Here is a 17544-nt window from a genome sequence, read left to right as displayed (position 1 = left end):
AAAAACATATAGCTGCTGTTACCAGTTGTGTATGATTCGAAACCGTAAAATAACTCAGGCAAAAACTTGAAAAGTTTGAGGCGTACCTGGCTGGAATTCAGACCAGAAACGCTGCAACAATGGTGCAACAAGTTGATTTACAGCACCTGAAACCCTGTTGCACGGTTATCGGACTTATCTTTACAGTCTAATCCAACGATCATGAAAGTTCAGGAAACGAAGCTTACTCACCCGGATACCGATCACTGCTGCTCAGATCACGACAACCACGGCCATCCAAAAACAGAACCCGATCACGATCACGATCACGACCATGATCATGGCGATGGTGGCGAGGTAAGTATTTTAAAAAGCAGGTGGATGCTGTGGCTGAGCCTGACCATACTTCTTGGCACACTGGCAATTACCTTTATTTTAGAGGTAGAAATTAAAAGGGCTGTCGAAATAGCCCTGATGCTCACTGCCTATTTATTGGCCGGCAACAAAACGATTGCAATCGCCTTTCGGCGGATAGCACGCGGCGATTTTTTCAATGAATTTACGCTGATGACCATTGCCACCCTGGGTGCATTTTACATTGGTGAATTCAGTGAAGGGGTAGCGGTGATGATATTTTACGAGATCGGAGAATTATTTCAGGATATTGCTGTAAATCGATCCAAAAATTCGATCAAAGCCCTGCTTGACATTCGCCCGGATACAGTAACCGTCATCCGGGACCAACAGACTAAGCCGGTAAGTCCTGATAGTGTGGCGATTGGTGAGATCATTTTGGTCAAAGCCGGTGAAAAAGTCGCGCTCGACGGTAAGCTCAAATCAGATTCCGGTATATTCAATACGGCAGCACTCACCGGTGAGCCACGCCCGGACGTAATCTCGAAAGGCAGTCCGGTACTGGCTGGAATGATCAACACGGAGCAGGCGGTAGAAATTACCGTGACTACCCTATTTAAAGACTCCAAGCTTTCCCGCATCCTCGAAATGGTTCAGGAAGCGACGGCCCGAAAGGCCCCTACCCAATTACTGATCAGCCGGTTGGCGAAGATCTACACCCCTATCGTCTTTTTATTGGCGGTTTTGATCATAGTTTTGCCTTACCTTTTTGTAGTTGATTACAGTTTTGACCAGTGGCTTTACCGGGGTATGGTTTTTCTGGTAATAGCCTGCCCCTGCGCGCTCACTGTTTCTATTCCATTGGGTTATTTCGGCGGGATCGGCTTGGCTTCACGGAATGGTATTCTGGTGAAGGGCGCTAATTTTCTGGATATTATCACAAAAATAGATACGGTTGTTTCTGATAAAACCGGAACATTAACGAAAGGAGTTTTCAAAGTTCAGAAAGTCGAAACGGACCTGGATCGCCGGCAATTTATCACGCTGGCCGCTTCGCTCGAAAGCTATTCCACACATCCGGCTGCAAAGGCAGTGGTTAGCCATGCCACTGGTTCTGAACTTTATACACCTCTCAAAGTAAAAGAAATAGCCGGGCACGGACTAGCGGGAAATGTGGATCAGAAAGAAATACTGGCAGGAAATCTGAAACTGCTTGACCGATATGCGATTCCGTACCCCGGAGCTCTTCTGGAAATCCCCGAAACGATAGTCGCCGTTGCAATTGACGGTAAATATGCCGGCCACTTCATCATTGCTGACGAGGTAAAAGAAGATGCCGCACAAACTGTGGCCGATTTGAAATCCCTCAACATCGAAACGATAATGCTGTCCGGCGATAAAACGGCGGTAGTGACGCACATTGCTAATGAGCTGAAAATACAGCAAAGCTATGGCGACTTGCTTCCGGAAGATAAGGTAGCGATTGTACAGCGATTAAAAGACCAGGGAAAAAGAATTGCCTTTGTCGGTGACGGTGTGAATGATGCGCCTGTAATTGCGCTCGCCGATGCCGGTATCGCAATGGGCGCACTCGGCTCTGATGCTGCGATTGAAACTGCTGATATTGTGATCCAAAACGATCAGCCTTCTAAAATTGTATCCGCTATCCGGGCAGGAAAGATCACTAAAAGCGTAGTTTACCAGAATATCTCCCTGGCTATGGGCGTGAAAGTGGCGGTTATGCTTTTGGGAGCCGGCGGTATCGCTACGCTCTGGGAGGCCGTTTTTGCAGATGTAGGAGTAGCCCTTCTAGCAATACTGAATGCATTCCGTATTCAGGGTAAAAAAATCTGAACGCAACAGGAACTCAACTATAACGGCTGGCGTAAACATACCAGAAGCAACGACCGGCTTCTGAAATAACTAATTTGCAAATGGGGAAAAAATTAACGCACGTTACGCCCGAACTGTCTGATTTCATTCAGAAACAAAAGATATTCTTCGTCGCCACGGCAATGAGCTCGGGCACGGTCAACCTTTCCCCAAAAGGTATGGATTCGTTCAGGATACTCGAACCAAATCGCGTCATGTGGCTGAATGTCACAGGAAGCGGCAACGAAACAGCGGCTCACCTGCTCGAAAATAACCGCATTACAGTCATGTTCTGCGCTTTTGAAGGAAAGCCATTGATACTCAGACTATACGGAACAGGTAAAGCTTACCACCCACGCGACAAGGCATGGACTGAATACATTGATCTTTTTCCCAAACTGGAAGGCGCACGTCAGCTCATCGATATTGAAATAGATATCGTCCAAACCTCGTGCGGAATGGCAGTTCCCTTCATGGAATATTCCCAGGAACGGAACGAGCTCAACAATTGGGCACGGAAAAAGGGCGAAGACGGGATCAGAACCTACTGGGAACAGAAAAATGTCCGCAGTTTCGACGGAATGGAAACAGGTATATTTGAATAGCTACCCGAACCCCTGCATTAATACCTGCTATACAACAGGCAAAGACCGTATTCCCGCCACTTTTTCAAGCGCAATCGTTACCCGCTCTATCCTGTCCACGTTGCCGCGGCTGCTGTCGGACACAGCCTGCGCAACGGAAGTCAGATAATCGCCTCCCAGCTTTGTGTTAAAAAATGGATCACTGGCAGCCAGAACGCCACGCCAGTTCTTACCTACAATGTTTCTTGATTTAATAAACCTTATTAAAAGGCGCTCCTTGATGGATAATCCACCATGTTCGGAAACTCGTGCTTGCAGCTCCTCCATTGGACGTGAATTTGTGTGTGCTAATTTTTGTAATTTGCGTATTACGAAAAATGATATATACAAAGGTAAATAATTGTTATTACAAAGTCAACAATTTACATACTAATAACTGAAAAAAGTGTCGGCAAAAGTTAAAAAAGTGTCAATAGCTGGTGAGAAGATTAGAAAATATCGGGAGTTGATGGGATGGAGCCAGGACGAACTTGCAGAAAAGATCAAGAGACGTGATAAACAGACCATCTCGGCCTGGGAAACCGGTAAGAGAGATCCGTCTCTGAAAGAGCTGATTAAGCTGGCAGAAGTCTTCAATGCGACCGTTGCCCAGCTTATCGGCGAGGCACCCATGTTTGAAGAGCCAAGAGAGAATTATGTGATGATGAAGAAAGATGATCTCATCGAGCTGCAAAGAAAAGCACTGGAAATGGAGGAAGAGCGGATCAAAGATCTCAAAGAACAATTGGATAAAGCCCTCGGTCAGGCCGAATCCGGCGAATCAACCGAGCCTCACACCCCGCTGGAATAGCAGCCGGAAACCCAATGCGCAGCTAATACTCACCACGATCAGCCCTGCCCAAAGCGACTGATAGCCCCAGTGAGCAGCCACGTAACCGCCGGCAGCTGGTCCGACAATTTGCGCAACAGCTTGGGCCACAGAGTATGCAGCCGAATACTTCCCCCTGCTGCTGTCACTTGCCCGGTTCATCACGAAAGTGGTTATATAAGGAATGGCGAGCATTTCGCCGATCGTAAACAGGAACACCGCAAAACCCGCCAGGACGATTGGTAATACAAATGGTATAATCAGTGCTAGGAAAGAAAGCGCACTGAAGACAACACCGGCCACCATGTAAACCGAGTCGGCCCAGCGGTCACGCAGGTTCTGGATCAGTACCATTTCGAACAATGCAATTATTAGTCCGTTCATTCCCAGCAAGATACCAATCGTTGCTTCCCCGATGTGCATTTCTTCCTTCCAGTAAACCGGCACCAGTCTGAAAAGCAGCGAAAAGCAAATCATATAGAGTGTAACCATCAGCAAAAACCGGAGAAAAAAACCATCTTTCCATGGTGACTTACCGGCCAAAGTGTCCGCTTCCGCGGTGGTCTGCTCCCTGTTCACTTTCGATTTTGGCAGCAATACCAGAATAAGGATCCCGGCCATCGTGTACACAACACCGTCAACCCAAAATAACAGGTGATAATTGATCGCCGCGAGGATCCCTCCCACCGAAGTCCCAAACCCGAATCCGATATTTGTCGCAAGCCGGTTCAGCGCATAGGACCTGGTCAGGTTTGCCGTAGTTGAATAAGCTGCAACCGCTGTGCTATTGGCAGGCTTGAATGCTTCAACAAAAAAACTAAGAATAACCACCAGACCGCAGAGAATTGCAAAATCTGTCACAAGACCGAATAAAACAAAAAATAAGCCGCTGAGAACGAGACTAAGTACCTGCACAGGCCGAAAGCCCCATTTGTCTGTAAAATAACCTCCCGCCATGGCGCCCAGCACCGATCCGGCACCGAAAAGCGTGATAATCAGGCCTGCATCCGCAATACTTCTGTGAAGATTTTGCGTAATATACATGCTCATAAACGGCACCGCCATGTATCCGCACCGGTTCACGAGGATTACGACGCTTAGCAGCCAGGTCTCCCTGCTAAGTCCGCTGAATGCAATACGGTAACTGTTTATGATTTTGATAAACATAGCAGGAGCTTTTCAGCCGCAAATGTCACAACAAACTTTTGATGATTGCAACACTTTCTTCCAATTCGTCCGGATTGGAGGACGCAAATCCAAGCCTGACTGCATTAGTCTTTATTTCAAAAGGACTCGCAGCACCCGAGAGGAACAGATCTCGCCGCAGAGCCTGTTCGGCAAGCCTCGGTAAATTTATATTAGCATCAAACTGCGTCCAAACTGCCATGCCACCGTCAGGGGCCTGAAAATCAACGTAGTTCCCCAGCTCGGTTTTCAGAAGATCGCAGAAAAGGTCGCGCCGTTGCTTGTATACACGAACAGATTTTCGCAAATGCCTTTGAATCACACCCGTCTGCAACAATTCTGCAACCGCGTTTTCCAGCATCTGATCGCCCTGCCGGTCGATAATACGGCGCAGCAGTGCAAGCTCGGAGATCAAATCTTCCGGACCGACGAGATAACCGATCCTGAATGCAGGTGATATTGTTTTCGTAAAAGAACCGCAATAAACCACCATTTGAAACGGATCCGCGCCTGCAAGAGGAAGTAGCGGCTTGCTCTGGTAGTGAAAATCGTAGTCATAATCGTCTTCAAAAATAGCGAACCGGTATTGCTCTGCCAGCCGCAGCAACGCGATCCGCCTGTCGGCCCGAAGTGCAACAGTCGTAGGATAATGATGGTGAGATGTCACATAAACCATTCGGACCGGCTTTTGCTCACATATTTGCTCCAATGCCTGCATATCCATTCCAAACCGGTCGACAGGAACTTCGCAGACCGACGCTCCTGCCTGCACAAAATTCATATTTGCACCGAACCAGCCGGGAGCGTCTACGGCCACACGATCGCCAGGCCGCAGCAATAGCGTACTGAACAGATGCAGACCCATGATTACGCCCCGAGTGATCAGTATATTGCTGGCAGTTGTCTTTAACCCTCTGGTTTCGTTCAAATGCGCTGAAAGTTGCTGACGAAGCCACGCAGAGCCCGTCGTATCGCCGTAACCAAGCCTCAAATAAGCGTTTCCCTGCAAAACCTGACTGCGATATGCCCTTGCCAGATCCTCTCGTGGGGCCAGTCTCGGGTCAGGGAAACCGTCGTCAAGATGCAACCTGCTATTTGGTTTCAACACCGGCCTCGCTAAATGCGGAAGTGATTCAAATTGAAACCCCGCTTTCCTATTCTGACCCGCAAGTGTTTGGACATTTGATTCCACATTAACCGGCCGGGTTTCAGGAAGATGCTTTGCCACAAAAGTACCTTTCCCTGTATGGCTTTCCAGCCAGCCTTGCGCAAGAAGTTCGTCATACGCCTGCACCACCATGCGGCGATGTACTTTCAACGAAGACGCAAGCTCCCTGGTACTGAGCAATTTGTACCCCGGCCGCAAAGTTCCGGCCTTTACCAGCGCCATCAGTTGGTTTGCTATCTGCAGATAAACGGGAAGTTTCCCGTTCCTATTAATTACGATTAGCGTAGACAGAACCTGCATGACAATTGGACTATCATAATTTAAATAATTGGATCATTCTCACCGTCCAATTAAAAGAGAATTTTGAGAAAAAACAATGTCATGAAAAACATACCCGCTCACCTCGTTCCCAGCCGTCTCGCAAAAAGAGCGCATTATGATGAGGAGACGATCAACGCTATTCTCGACGAAGCTTTGTTTTGCACGATCAGCTTTATAGTCGATAACCGTCCCTTTGCAATACCAACTGCTTTCGTGCGATACGAAGACAAGATTTATATTCACGGCTCGGTAGGAAGTCACTTTATCAGGGAAGTTGAAAAGGGTATTCCCGTCTGCATTTCAGTCATGTTGACGGATGCCCTGGTTGTTGCCAAATCGGCGTTCAGTCATTCGGTGAATTACCGGTCAGTAACCATATTTTCCAACGCTGAAAAGATCGAGGATATTGAAACAAAAACAGCTGCTTTCGAGTGGCTTACAAATAAGATTGTCCCGAACAGCTGGTCTTACCTGCGACCGATGAAAACAAGTGAAATTACCAGGACAACGGCGCTTGCCTTTTCAATCCGGGAGGCTTCGGCTAAAACCAGGGACGGAATGCCCAAGGATGAAGAAGAGGACCTGGAACTGCCGATCTGGTCGGGGCTGATACCGATCCCGATGCAACGGTTGCAACCAGTTCCAGACGAGTCTAGTAAGGATATTCCGTTGCCGGAACATTTGCGGTAGCCCGTGCAACCCTGCGGGGAGATAAGGCATCTTTCGGTCAAAATAGGATGTTGAATTAGTTCAAATCTTGCATTCCATGACCGGAAAGGAAATTTTTGACCGTTATCAATCAATTGCGCTGATGAAGGGACTTGGTTCTCAGGAGTTTTTTTACGGCAATATATTATACGAGGCTTTGCGGATCGAGGGAGAGAAAAAACTCTTTGAGTTATTAGAAGTTGCGGAAAGCACTGGCCAGCGAGTTTCACTTTCTTATTCCACGGCTTCGGCTGACGATCAGAACGAGCCAGCCCTTGCGGTTCTGATATAGTTAACAGACTGCATTTCTTGAAATGATGCAGCCTGTTAATAGGGCACCTTACTTTTTCACTACAATTTTATGCGTGCTTTGCGAACCGTCCTTATAACGGATCAAAAGCAGATAAATGCCCTGAGTCGTCCCTGCCAGGTCAATCTCACTTTCGCCGCCGGCCGTGTTGTAAATTGTTTTTCCTAAGGTAGAAAGAACCTTGATATCAGCTACTTTGTCCTTTTCAAGGTTGTTAATGTAAAGCTTGTCGGATGTTGGATTCGGATAGATGCTGATTGCGTACCCTTCACCTTCCGGTGCCAACGCTTTCCTGTAAATGGTTTGCTGCATTCCTTCCTCCGGCACCGGCGCGGTTGCATTTCCAGTTAGATACGAAGGCAAATAACGCCATGGACCATACGTCTGCCCGGTCAGTGCCAGTGCGGGATCATATTTCACTCTCACCCGCACCTTGGTGGCCGATCCTTGTTTTGGAATCACGTTTTTCAGTTCCGTACCCAGGAGCCCAAGACTTGCATAAGTATTTTGCGAACCAGATGATTGCGTGCTATTGGTGATCACATTGTTCGTCCCTTTGAAAAATCCCTGGCCAGCCGGTTTCGTCTCCCAAACCAGCTTTCCTTTATTTTCTCCTAGAAACGACTTGGCATACAGCCCAGCCCCAAAGTTGTTCAGGGCAAATTGGGTTTGGTTGATTGGGGTGGTGAGGTTGGTGTTGTAGAGGCGGAGATTGTTTTGGAGGCTGTTACCGGCACTTCCTCCATACACAAAGACAGCTCCCTCGTCAACTTGGATACCATCCGCGTGTGGAGCGCCGATAAGAATATCACTATACCCGTCAGCATTGATATCGCCAGCAGAGCTAACTGCCGCACCCATTGCAGCAATTTCGGCAACATTTTTTATTACAATAAAGTATTGGCTATTAAGACCTTGTGGAGAACCGGGGTAAATGTAGGATGCGCCTGTGTAGAATTGTCCGTCGTTATACGAGGGAGATCCAACGATAACATCTGAATATCCATCACCATTGAAATCACCTGCACTTGCAACAGATAACCCCATTTCTGACTGAGCTACGTTTTGTTCTAGCAAAACACTCTGAGTCGTAATCAGACCTTGCGTAGAACCAAAATAGATATGTGCGGCTCCTTCGTTAAATTGACCATTACTAAAATAAGGTGCTCCTACCACTACATCCGCAAAACCATCGCCATTGATGTCGCCTGCATTACTAACCGCATACCCGTAGTAAGCTAAACCCTGATTCCCCTCGATTTTTGAAATCGTATTACTAAAACCACCTGCTGAACCATAATAGATATGCACCGCACCCTCATCCGCCTCGCCAGCTGAACTAGCAAATTTAGGTAAGCCACAAATCACGTCGTCGAATCCGTCACCATTAATATCACCCGCTCCTGAGACTGAATGTCCCATGAATGCATTTACAATATTGCTTTCCTTTACAATTTTCGAATTACTGCTAACACCAGCAAGAGAGCCGAAACAAACTACTAATGCCCCTTCCGAACTTTGTCCACTTGTATAAGCAGGAGCTCCTATTAAAATATCACTGAAACCGTCAGAATTTATGTCTGCCGCAGATACTGATACGCCAAGCCACGCATCAACCTTATCGCTTTCAATTATAGAAGCAGAATTGATTTTAGGTCCCGCGAGCCCACCATAATATATGAAGGCGGCTCCCTCCTGAACTTGACCATTTCCATAATAGGGAGCACCAATGGCTATATCGTCATATCCATCCGCATTTACGTCGCCCGCACCAGAAACGGCAAAACCGAATTGTGCACTAACCTTATCGCATTGAAGCAAAATACCTGAGTTGATATTTATTCCAGAGGGTGATCCTAAATACACCATCGCAATGCCTTCTTCCGCCTGTCCGTTGTCAAATTGGTGGGCCCCAATTAGGATATCGCTGTAACCGTCTGCGTTTACATCGCCGGCAGACGCGACAGCAGATCCAAACAACGCATCCTTTTGAGAATTTGTGATCTTTAATGATGCAATACTAATAGTAGCAGCTCCCCCCAACCAAACAAACGCCCCACCCTCGTCCACCTCTCCGTTATCATAAGTAAGCGCTCCGGCTATTACATCGCTGTACCCATCGCCATTCACATCGCCAGCGCTAGCCACGCTGCAGCCAAACTGTGCCCCGGCCTGGTCGCTTTCCAGGGTTGATGAAGAGAAAAATCCATTTTTCCCGCCATGATAAACAAACGCTGCCCCCTCATTACTCTGCCCCTTGTCATAGTACATCGCCCCAACGATCACATCCGAATAACCGTCCCCATTTAAATCACCGGCACTGGCCGTTGAGTAGCCGAATTGCGCCTCAGCCTGATTTGATTCTAATGTGATAGCAGCAACCGGGTTAACGCCCTGAGCTGAACCATAATGCACAAAGGCAGCCCCTTCATTGATCTGGCCTTTGTCGTACATAATTGCGCCTGCGATGATGTCGCTATAACCGTCCCCGTTTACATCACCGGCCGTGGACGCCGAGTGGCCCAGGTAGGCGTTGGCCTGATTGCTTTCCAAAATAGTAGCCGCATTGTTTGGGTTAACGCCCAGCGCAGAGCCGTGATAAACGAAAACTGCACCTTCGTCGGTTTGGCCTTTGTCGTAATGCCTGGCACCGATCAGGATATCGCTGTAACCGTCCCCGTTCACATCACCGGCACCCGAGGCACAAAAGCCCATCATCGCTTCGGCCTGGTTGGCCTCGATGATAACGGGAGTGTTAGCATTAAGTCCGGCTGCCGAACCGTGATACAAAAACACAACTCCTTCGTTGGTTTGCCCTTTGTCATAAGTCCAGGCGCAAACCAATACATCGCTGTAACCATCCCCGTTCACATCACCCGCCATCCCGACCCTGTTGCCCATATTCGCTTCGGCCTGGTTGCTTTCCAAAATCACAGAAGCAGTGGTGCTGATCCCCTGCGCGGAACCATAATACACAAAGGCAGCGCCTTCATTGGTCTGACCTTTGTCGTATAAAAATGAACCGACGATGATATCACTGAACCCATCCTTGTTGATATCGCCTGCCGAGGAGGCATAACAGCCAAACCTGGCTTCCTTCTGATCCGATTGTAGCATCACCGGACCGGCCGCATTGATCCCTGACGCACTCCCGTAATAAATAAAAACAGCCCCTTCATCGACCTGACCATTGTCGTACTTGGCGGCCCCAACGATCACATCGCTATAACCATCCCCATTCACATCGCCCGCACTGGAGACCACCCCGCCAAACCAGGCCTGGGTTTGGTTCGCTTCGGGAATTTTGATGGCATTGCCCGGATTCCCGTTGGTAATGATCGGGTCGATCGTGACGGGATATGCGGCCCCACGCACATCTACACTGATCTGGATGCGGTCATTTTGATAGGTCAGGCTGGCTTCCAGTGGCGTACCAGTTGCATCCCAGCATTTCAAATCCTTGTAACTCAATTCATACTGACTTTTCCCCGCCAGATCCGATCGGTAAAAAGCAAGTTCATTGGTACCAGCTTCTTTGGCTTCAAAGCCCTTCAATTCGAGCCTGACCGCAAGTTCATTGGTTTCAGCCGGGGCTTCTTCGATTATAAAATTTTGCCTGATTCCTTCGGGACTATTGATATACTCTTCAGTAAATGCGCTGTGATGGATTTCGGCTGTGTTAGCACTGTTTTCAACTTTGCTCTTTTTATCTGCCAGATCCATGCGCTTTCCGTCGGCATAAATGCCCTGATTAATCAGTTTAAACTCGAAATTGTGACCTGCCGAGTCTTTCCGGTTTCTAACTGTTAACACGCCTGGTTCATAATAGGCACGAAGATTATGTTGCCGGTTGGGACTTTGAAATTTTCGGTTTTCCGGATCGAAAGTAATGTGGTATTCGCGCTGCGCGAGGCTTTTCTCTATATCCGGCAGCGCGGGCTCCTTCACAGTTGCGGAAGAACTGCTACTCCTGATGAGAACGGCAGCAGGTTCAGCGGTTCTATCGGCTAAGAAATACCCCAGTCCTGCCAGACCGAAGGTAGCAACCAATAATAAACCTGCATAGTAACGGTGTTTCATAAGCCGGGATATTTTAAAGGTGATTGAAGGGATTTGCAGACTGTAACTCAGACAAATCTTATCAATTACCAAATACGCCGGACGAATGGATTATCAAATGGAAGCCAAATGTGCAAGAGGTAAATTACAGTTATCAAACGTACCGATTGGCCAGCTGGCTTGGTTTTTTCAGAGGTTACAGTAGATCTAACAATTCAGAGAATGGCAGCAAATGCACAAAAAGAGCAAGATTTAAGAGCACAAATCTTATCCAAAAGGCAACAGATTGAATTTGAGAAGAATAATCTCGAGGCAGAACAAGAGCTTTCACCGGAAAACCGGGAGAATCCTGATGTTGCGGAAGAAGCGAAAAATTTTGACGATCCTGCTGAAAATGCAGTTGATACAACAGATTTGAAAGCATTAAAATCTGCCGAAAACGAGTTAAATGATCTTTTGAAACAACTGAAAGATTTTGACCATAACTAAATCGCCTGCACCTCATTTTCAAGTGCTTGCTTGGTTTCGACCAGCCTTGAAACGACGTCAGTCCATTTCCCCTGATCCGGAATAAACGGATCATAGTTGACCGGGAGCCGACCGATTACGTTAAATGACTGGCCGGATTTGAGCCTTATCCTGGAAACAAGCCCCATCACATTGAACACATCCAATATTTTGTGTGCCTTCGCGTAAGGATAACAGTGTGTGGTGCAGAAAACGAGAGATCCGTCTTTATAATGGCATTCTATATTCTTCATGGCTAAGATCTTAAATTGCGTTAAACCGAGTTACAAAATATCATACCACACCAGGTCACTTTTGAAATACGGGAACAAAAATTTCCACAGCAGTGGAATCAGACGCTTTCCCATTCACTTTACCGATACCAAAATCACCTCTGCTCACTTTAAATTTACCCTGGAAGATTTCCTCTTCTTCATCGAAATCAAATGGGATAGCAATGTCTTTTTCAAAACCATGCATATTCAGTTTACCCGATACGACGTAGCCACTATCTGCCCTGATCACCTGTGAAGATTTGAAGGTAATGAGCGGAAACCGCTCGGCGTCAAACCATTTTTCGCTTTTTGCATGCTTGTTTTTCAAATCAATGCCGGTTTCTATTGAACTCACTTCTATTGCAACATCGAACGCAGCCTTCTCCGGCACGAGCGGATCAAAATGGATCGAGCCGCTCAATTTCTTAAATGTCCCATGCGCATATTTACCGTCAAATTTTATTGAATATCCCGGCGCAATATCCCAGCTTCTGACGATCAGTGTAAAAGAAGCCAGCAAAGCTGCCGCTAATGCGAGGAAGTACTTGCTCATAAACAGCTGATTAAGCGAGAGAATAGGTTGTAATTTTCGATTTGAATTGCGACGGGCTGGTTCCCGTGAAATTTTTAAATGCAGCTGAAAAGTGATGCGCATGTTCGTACCCCAAACGTCCGGAGACTTCTTCCACAGTAAGGGCCGAATCGAGCAGCAACTTTTTCGCATATTCCATCCGTAGTTTCCGCAGGTAACCGAATACGGTCAATCCAAAAAGCGCCTTGAAGCCCTTTTTGACTTTGAATTCATTCAACAGGCAAACCCGGCTCAGCTGAGAAAGTGTGAGCTCCCTCAGAAAATTGGCGTCGAGAAAATCTTTTAGCTGGTACAACTTCTCCATTTCATCCGCCCTGAATATCTCACTACTCGCCACAGGAACCCGGAACTGCCCTATCTGAAGTGCCAGCAATTCCAGGATCCTGGATTGAACCAGCAAGTTCCGCAATGGGCCGCGCGAATCGGCCTCCTTGATTTCCCGGATCAGGTTAAGCATAGCCGGAGTGATATCCGCTGTGCCCGCAATGCCTGAAAACGACTCTCCCCGGGCAAGTTTACCGCTAATTTCTTCGCTCCACGCATCGTCTGACCCGATTGCATTGAGGAAAAAACTTTTGTCCAGGCTCAGGTGGAACATTTCCAGAGAAGATTTCGATTGGGTCCTGTTGACGAAACCTCCTTCGGGAGAATAGATCAGATTGTGCCTGCCCGGACGCATATTCAGCTCATCTTGTATTCCGTAGAATCTTGTGTCCAGATTTCCGGCCAGATGAAAATTGATGTTGATGTTATCCGATGAAACCTTGTCCCAAAGCGTTACCTCGTCCTCCGTATACCAATGCATATTCATCAGGTGCATATGGGGAAATAAATCGCTCTTGAACTGAATTTTACCAACTTTGGGATAATAGCAATTGACTATATTGCTAGCATTGCGCGTTTTCGCGTCCTTTTCAACGGATTGCGGTTTCGGGAAATTTTCGAAATCGATAATATCATAGGTATCAATAACCATAGATCTGTATTTATTTTTAAAAGTTTCATGACTATTTGTGAGTTAAAAATATTAGATTTTTATCCGCCGGCTGAATAGAAGTTAGTAAACGGACAACCTGAAAAAATCCGTTTCCCGTATTTCTAAATCCGTTTTGCGTAGCTACTGTCGATTCCAGCGTCGTGATCTTTGCGATTAAAAATAATCAGCAAAGCCATGATACGTAAAATTTTAAAATGGACAGGCATCTCACTGGGCGCCGTCCTGCTCACACTCGTCGCTGTTTACGCATTTATTGCCACCAGTATGAACAGCCGAATCAATAAGGCTTATTCATTTGAAAATGAAGAAATCGAAATACGATCCGACAGTGCGACGCTCGCGCGTGGGAAACATCTGGTCGCAATTAAAGGGTGCCAGGATTGCCACGGAAATGACCTCGGGGGAAAATTAATGAACGACGACGGTGCCGTAGGAAGGTTGGTAGCAAGTAATCTCACGAAAGGAAAAGGCGGATTACCCTCAGATTACGATCGGGCCGACTGGCTTACAGCCCTTCGTCACGGGATTGGCAAAGATGGTAAGCCTTTGATTTTCATGCCCTCCCACGAAACAACGCTGCTCACGAAGGAAGATGTGTCCGCGTTGATCGCCTATTGCGAGCAGGTCGCTCCGGTAGATAAAGAAATGCCGGAGAACGACCTGGGACCAGTCGCCCTCGTGATGGGTTATTTGGATAAAATGCCACTGCTCTCAGTAGAAAAAATTGATCACAATTTGCCAATGGTAGCTACTGTCGATTCAACGGAAGGAGTTGCATTAGGTAAATATCTTGCAGTATCGTGTACAGGTTGTCACCGTGCCGATCTGAAAGGCGGAGCGCCGGTGGCGCCGGGTTTCCCGCCGGTTCCGGACATTACCAGCTCCGGGCACTTGGGTAGCTGGTCCGACAGGCAATTTATCACCACACTTACCACCGGAAAAACACCGGAAGGACACACACTGAAAAATGAAGATATGCCCTGGAAAATGACGGCACAATATACACGCACCGAACTGGCGTCGCTATACAAGTATCTGCGCTCCATATAGTTGGTAAGCCGGAATTAAATAACAGTTCCGGCTATTTCAATTATTACCGATCGCAATCGGTTTGTCGTTCCGCGACCATTCGCTCCATGAGCCTACATAAAGCGCGGCTCCGTCCAGGCCAGCGTCGGCGAGCGCCAGCAGCGTGTGACAGGCAGTCACCCCAGAGCCGCAATGCACGATTATCTGTGCCGGCGCACGACCGGCGAGCGCTGCTTCGTACTTAGCTGCGAGTTCTTCTTTTGGCAGAAACTCACCATTCTCTTTCAAATTGGAAGTAAAAGGAATATTAACTGCACCGGGAATGTGTCCCGCAACTAGGTCAATCGGCTCGCTTTCCCCTGCGTACCGGTAGTGCTCACGAACGTCCACGACCATAAATTCAGGATCAGTGGAAATTTTTGAGACGAAGGCAATATCAACCAGCGGCAAGGCCCAGTTGGCTACCGGATATTGCTTCACCGCGGGTTTCTCAGAAATTTCGGTCGAAATAGGCAAGCCGGCCGCTGCAATCGCATCGAGCCCGCCGCTCACTACATACACTTTCTCATGTCCTACCGCTTTAAGCATCCACCAAAAACGGGAGGCTGCATTTGATCCTTTTTTATCATCATAAACTGCGACAATGCTATCGGGCGAAATGCCTAATGTGCCCAGCAACCGGCCAAACGCCTGCGGATCAGGCAAAGGGTGCCTCCCTCCTTTCGCGGCATCGTCGTCTTTCTCAGACAACTCGGTTTCGAGGTCGACGAAATTAGCGTTTTGAACGTGCCCTGCCAGATATCTTTCGTAGGCATCAGGCCCGCCCCGCGCGTCGATTAAAATCAACTCACTTTCGGAAAGCAATTTTTTCAACTCGTCAGCTAAAATGATATTCATACTGCAGTCTGGTTTTAGATTCAGTAAAGAAAGTGACTTTTGTCGAAAATTGGTGCGTGACAAATGCTATGAATCATTTTTATCCTTATGTTTGAAATGAATGGGACGATCGGCGACTGGCTCAGTTTTCAGGCTTTTCGCCGAGATTTTTACAATTTGAAATGACAATAACTACTTTCCAGGAGGCAGATCTCGCGCAGCTGCCAGCATTGCAACCACCAGATTGGGGCGACCTTATTCCCAGGTTCCGTTATTTCCTTCAATCGGATTTTTGCTTCCCAGTCAAAATCTCAGAAAATGGCCAGCTTTTAGCGATCGGAACAAATATGCATCATACCGATTCTGTTTGGCTGGCCTGCATTGTCGTGCATCCTGCGCACCGCAACAAAGGATTGGGAAAGATGATTACCCGGCACCTTATCGATCAGATCGACCGCAAAAGATACCCCACCATTTACCTCGACGCGACGGAATACGGCTATCCTGTTTACCGGAAGCTGGGTTTTGAGTTGGAAACCTGTTACTCGCACCTGGCCCGTGAAGTCAAATCGGAAACCTATCCTATTTCTACCGATATCGTCCGTTTTGAAGAAAAATTCCGTGAGCAGGTACTTCGGGTCGACAGACAGGTGAGCGGCGAAGACCGGGCCGGGATTTTACAGGATTTCATTTCAACTTCCTACCTCTATATATCTGATAATTTGGTACTTGGCTACTATGTTCCTGAATGGGGCGATGCGCCTGTCATGGCGATAGACGACCGGGCCGGAATCGAACTGATGAAGCTCAGGATTCAAATGGAGGACAAAGCAATAGTACCGCAGGACAACCTGCTGGCCCTGGAATTTTTAGCACAGAATAATTTCATTGAATACAAGTTCTCGCGAAGGATGTTCCTCGGGTTGAAAAGGGAATGGAAAGCAGATAAACTTTTCAACCGGATAAGCGGTCAGCTCGGCTGATTATCTCAGCACCAAATCACTGATTTTCGAGAACTCGGTATGTGGCGCCATGGCTTTTATAATCCCTTTTTTATCTACTAATATAAAATACGGCGTTTCGCTGATCTTATACCGGTGATTAAAACCATATGACTCCGGGACAGGGATAAATCCGCAATTACGCTTTGGAATGGCTTCAATACATTCTTCACGCGTATTCAGCGTTGTTCCAAGCGATACAATATCAACTCCGCGTTTTTTATGTTCATTGATAAAATCCGAGATCACCTTGGTACTGGCGAGCGAATAAAGCGGTTTTTCATACTTGACCCAAAACCCAAGCAGGATATACTTACCACGCAATTTTTCCGAATTATATTCTTTCCCGTCCAAACCTTCCATGACAAACGGAGAAATCGGCTCTCCCACCTCGGGCATCAGATCCGGATTATTGATAACGGAACCATCCTCGTGCGTGTAGATCTGGTTTTTCTTAACTAATTCAAAAGAAGAGGCTTTTCCATATTTGTCAAAAACCGGCAACGTCCTGTACAAACCCGGATTACGCTTCAACCTTTCATCGTATTCAGCGTAGGAAATTTTCTTTCCGGTTGCGTGATCAATGATAACCGACTCCCGGTTCATTACGAATTGCTGACTCACCTTGCCATTATAGCGCGTGACTTTCGGTTCCTGCGCCAGGCACAGCGAGTTTGTAAGCAGAATAAAAATTGTTACGCAGAAATAAATATTGGACTGACGAAGCATGAAGAACGTTTTCTAAACTTTATGATCTTATAAATATCAAATATTTGATATTTATAAGATCATTTTCTAAATTTATAATTCTATAACTGCTGAAACCGCTACAATATTTCAGGCGAAAATAATTTATTGG

At 47.1% G+C, this 17544-nt stretch carries 17 protein-coding genes; 8 read left to right on the top strand and 9 right to left on the bottom strand.

Translation table 11 applies throughout. From position 1 onward, the window contains the following. Positions 1-201: 201 nt before the first annotated feature. Both FXO21_RS24605 and FXO21_RS24600 read left to right on the top strand, forming a co-directional pair. The gene (locus tag FXO21_RS24605; protein WP_149642570.1) at positions 202-2187 is read left to right on the top strand and encodes a heavy metal translocating P-type ATPase; all 1986 of its coding nucleotides are present in this window, start codon (positions 202-204) and stop codon (positions 2185-2187) included. Positions 2188-2267: 80 nt separating this feature from the next. Then, entirely contained in the window at positions 2268-2810 is a 543-nt protein-coding gene (locus tag FXO21_RS24600) for a pyridoxamine 5'-phosphate oxidase family protein (protein ID WP_149642569.1), read from the top strand. Positions 2811-2837: 27 nt separating this feature from the next. Here the strand turns inward: FXO21_RS24600 and FXO21_RS24595 are convergent, their stop codons facing one another. Further along, a complete protein-coding gene (locus FXO21_RS24595) occupies positions 2838-3116 on the bottom strand; it encodes a hypothetical protein (RefSeq protein ID WP_149642568.1) in 279 nt (92 codons plus the stop codon). A 118-nt stretch (positions 3117-3234) separates the two neighbouring features. Here FXO21_RS24595 and FXO21_RS24590 point away from each other — a divergent pair, with 118 nt between their 5' ends. Continuing rightward, on the top strand, positions 3235-3639 hold the full coding sequence (locus tag FXO21_RS24590) for a helix-turn-helix transcriptional regulator (protein WP_225865848.1): 405 nt from the start codon (positions 3235-3237) through the stop codon (positions 3637-3639). Here FXO21_RS24590 and FXO21_RS24585 read toward each other — a convergent pair. Next, positions 3610-4824: an MFS transporter gene (locus FXO21_RS24585; protein ID WP_149642567.1), complete on the bottom strand. Its 1215-nt coding sequence runs from the start codon at positions 4822-4824 to the stop codon at positions 3610-3612. The genes FXO21_RS24590 and FXO21_RS24585 overlap by 30 nt on opposite strands. Before the next feature lie 25 nt (positions 4825-4849). Next, a complete protein-coding gene (pdxR, locus tag FXO21_RS24580; protein WP_149642566.1) occupies positions 4850-6310 on the bottom strand; it encodes a MocR-like pyridoxine biosynthesis transcription factor PdxR in 1461 nt (486 codons plus the stop codon). Positions 6311-6391: 81 nt separating this feature from the next. Here pdxR and FXO21_RS24575 point away from each other — a divergent pair, with 81 nt between their 5' ends. After that, positions 6392-7021: a pyridoxamine 5'-phosphate oxidase family protein gene (locus tag FXO21_RS24575; RefSeq protein ID WP_149642565.1), complete on the top strand. Its 630-nt coding sequence runs from the start codon at positions 6392-6394 to the stop codon at positions 7019-7021. Positions 7022-7097: 76 nt separating this feature from the next. Next, positions 7098-7331: a hypothetical protein gene (locus FXO21_RS24570; RefSeq protein ID WP_225865847.1), complete on the top strand. Its 234-nt coding sequence runs from the start codon at positions 7098-7100 to the stop codon at positions 7329-7331. A gap of 48 nt (positions 7332-7379) precedes the next feature. Here FXO21_RS24570 and FXO21_RS24565 read toward each other — a convergent pair whose 3' ends face one another. Next, positions 7380-11429, bottom strand: coding sequence for an FG-GAP-like repeat-containing protein (locus FXO21_RS24565; protein WP_149642563.1), 4050 nt, complete (start codon positions 11427-11429; stop codon positions 7380-7382). 201 nt (positions 11430-11630) lie between these two features. Between FXO21_RS24565 and FXO21_RS24560 the strand changes: the two genes are divergently transcribed. Beyond that, positions 11631-11897, top strand: a complete 267-nt coding sequence (locus FXO21_RS24560; RefSeq protein WP_149642562.1) for a hypothetical protein — start codon at positions 11631-11633, stop codon at positions 11895-11897. Here FXO21_RS24560 and FXO21_RS24555 read toward each other — a convergent pair. Genes FXO21_RS24555 through FXO21_RS24545 form a run of 3 tightly spaced genes read right to left on the bottom strand, consistent with a single transcriptional unit; the run spans position 11894 to position 13758 of the window. Further along, complete coding sequence (locus FXO21_RS24555; protein ID WP_149642561.1) at positions 11894-12169, bottom strand: hypothetical protein; 276 nt, start codon at positions 12167-12169, stop codon at positions 11894-11896. The two genes, FXO21_RS24560 and FXO21_RS24555, sit on opposite strands and share 4 nt — an antisense overlap. Before the next feature lie 55 nt (positions 12170-12224). Then, on the bottom strand, positions 12225-12743 hold the full coding sequence (locus FXO21_RS24550) for a YceI family protein (protein WP_225865846.1): 519 nt from the start codon (positions 12741-12743) through the stop codon (positions 12225-12227). A 10-nt stretch (positions 12744-12753) separates the two neighbouring features. After that, positions 12754-13758 carry a helix-turn-helix domain-containing protein gene (locus FXO21_RS24545; protein WP_149642560.1) on the bottom strand — a complete coding sequence of 335 codons (1005 nt, stop codon included), beginning with the start codon at positions 13756-13758 and terminating at the stop codon, positions 12754-12756. A gap of 195 nt (positions 13759-13953) precedes the next feature. Here FXO21_RS24545 and FXO21_RS24540 point away from each other — a divergent pair, with 195 nt between their 5' ends. After that, positions 13954-14829: a c-type cytochrome gene (locus FXO21_RS24540; RefSeq protein ID WP_149642559.1), complete on the top strand. Its 876-nt coding sequence runs from the start codon at positions 13954-13956 to the stop codon at positions 14827-14829. A gap of 36 nt (positions 14830-14865) precedes the next feature. Here the strand turns inward: FXO21_RS24540 and FXO21_RS24535 are convergent, their stop codons facing one another. Beyond that, positions 14866-15705 (bottom strand): sulfurtransferase, encoded by an 840-nt coding sequence (locus FXO21_RS24535; protein ID WP_149642558.1) that lies wholly within the window; start codon positions 15703-15705, stop codon positions 14866-14868. A 161-nt stretch (positions 15706-15866) separates the two neighbouring features. On the opposite strand from FXO21_RS24535, the gene FXO21_RS24530 reads away from it, so the two are divergent. After that, a complete protein-coding gene (locus FXO21_RS24530; protein ID WP_149642557.1) occupies positions 15867-16667 on the top strand; it encodes a GNAT family N-acetyltransferase in 801 nt (266 codons plus the stop codon). Here FXO21_RS24530 and FXO21_RS24525 read toward each other — a convergent pair whose 3' ends face one another. Then, a complete protein-coding gene (locus FXO21_RS24525) occupies positions 16668-17414 on the bottom strand; it encodes a thioredoxin family protein (RefSeq protein ID WP_149642556.1) in 747 nt (248 codons plus the stop codon). Positions 17415-17544: the final 130 nt, after the last annotated feature.

The sequence above is a fragment of the Dyadobacter sp. UC 10 genome, from assembly GCF_008369915.1.
Taxonomy (GTDB): Bacteria; Bacteroidota; Bacteroidia; order Cytophagales; family Spirosomataceae; genus Dyadobacter.
Note: the sequence above shows the minus strand (reverse complement) of the source record. Positions and strands in the feature narration are given on the sequence as shown.

What these genes read in the sequence shown, in the direction of transcription:
- FXO21_RS24560 (WP_149642562.1), top strand. Translation starts at nt 11,631, where the DNA reads ATGGCAGCAAATGCACAAAAAGAGCAAGATTTAAGAGCACAAATCTTA.
- FXO21_RS24540 (WP_149642559.1), top strand. Translation starts at nt 13,954, where the DNA reads ATGATACGTAAAATTTTAAAATGGACAGGCATCTCACTGGGCGCCGTC.
- FXO21_RS24530 (WP_149642557.1), top strand. Translation starts at nt 15,867, where the DNA reads ATGACAATAACTACTTTCCAGGAGGCAGATCTCGCGCAGCTGCCAGCA.
- FXO21_RS24605 (WP_149642570.1), top strand. Translation starts at nt 202, where the DNA reads ATGAAAGTTCAGGAAACGAAGCTTACTCACCCGGATACCGATCACTGC.
- pdxR (WP_149642566.1), bottom strand. Translation starts at nt 6,310, where the DNA reads ATGCAGGTTCTGTCTACGCTAATCGTAATTAATAGGAACGGGAAACTT.
- FXO21_RS24555 (WP_149642561.1), bottom strand. Translation starts at nt 12,169, where the DNA reads ATGAAGAATATAGAATGCCATTATAAAGACGGATCTCTCGTTTTCTGC.
- FXO21_RS24545 (WP_149642560.1), bottom strand. Translation starts at nt 13,758, where the DNA reads ATGGTTATTGATACCTATGATATTATCGATTTCGAAAATTTCCCGAAA.
- FXO21_RS24600 (WP_149642569.1), top strand. Translation starts at nt 2,268, where the DNA reads ATGGGGAAAAAATTAACGCACGTTACGCCCGAACTGTCTGATTTCATT.
- FXO21_RS24570 (WP_225865847.1), top strand. Translation starts at nt 7,098, where the DNA reads ATGACCGGAAAGGAAATTTTTGACCGTTATCAATCAATTGCGCTGATG.
- FXO21_RS24585 (WP_149642567.1), bottom strand. Translation starts at nt 4,824, where the DNA reads ATGTTTATCAAAATCATAAACAGTTACCGTATTGCATTCAGCGGACTT.
- FXO21_RS24535 (WP_149642558.1), bottom strand. Translation starts at nt 15,705, where the DNA reads ATGAATATCATTTTAGCTGACGAGTTGAAAAAATTGCTTTCCGAAAGT.
- FXO21_RS24565 (WP_149642563.1), bottom strand. Translation starts at nt 11,429, where the DNA reads ATGAAACACCGTTACTATGCAGGTTTATTATTGGTTGCTACCTTCGGT.
- FXO21_RS24525 (WP_149642556.1), bottom strand. Translation starts at nt 17,414, where the DNA reads ATGCTTCGTCAGTCCAATATTTATTTCTGCGTAACAATTTTTATTCTG.
- FXO21_RS24575 (WP_149642565.1), top strand. Translation starts at nt 6,392, where the DNA reads ATGAAAAACATACCCGCTCACCTCGTTCCCAGCCGTCTCGCAAAAAGA.
- FXO21_RS24595 (WP_149642568.1), bottom strand. Translation starts at nt 3,116, where the DNA reads ATGGAGGAGCTGCAAGCACGAGTTTCCGAACATGGTGGATTATCCATC.
- FXO21_RS24550 (WP_225865846.1), bottom strand. Translation starts at nt 12,743, where the DNA reads ATGAGCAAGTACTTCCTCGCATTAGCGGCAGCTTTGCTGGCTTCTTTT.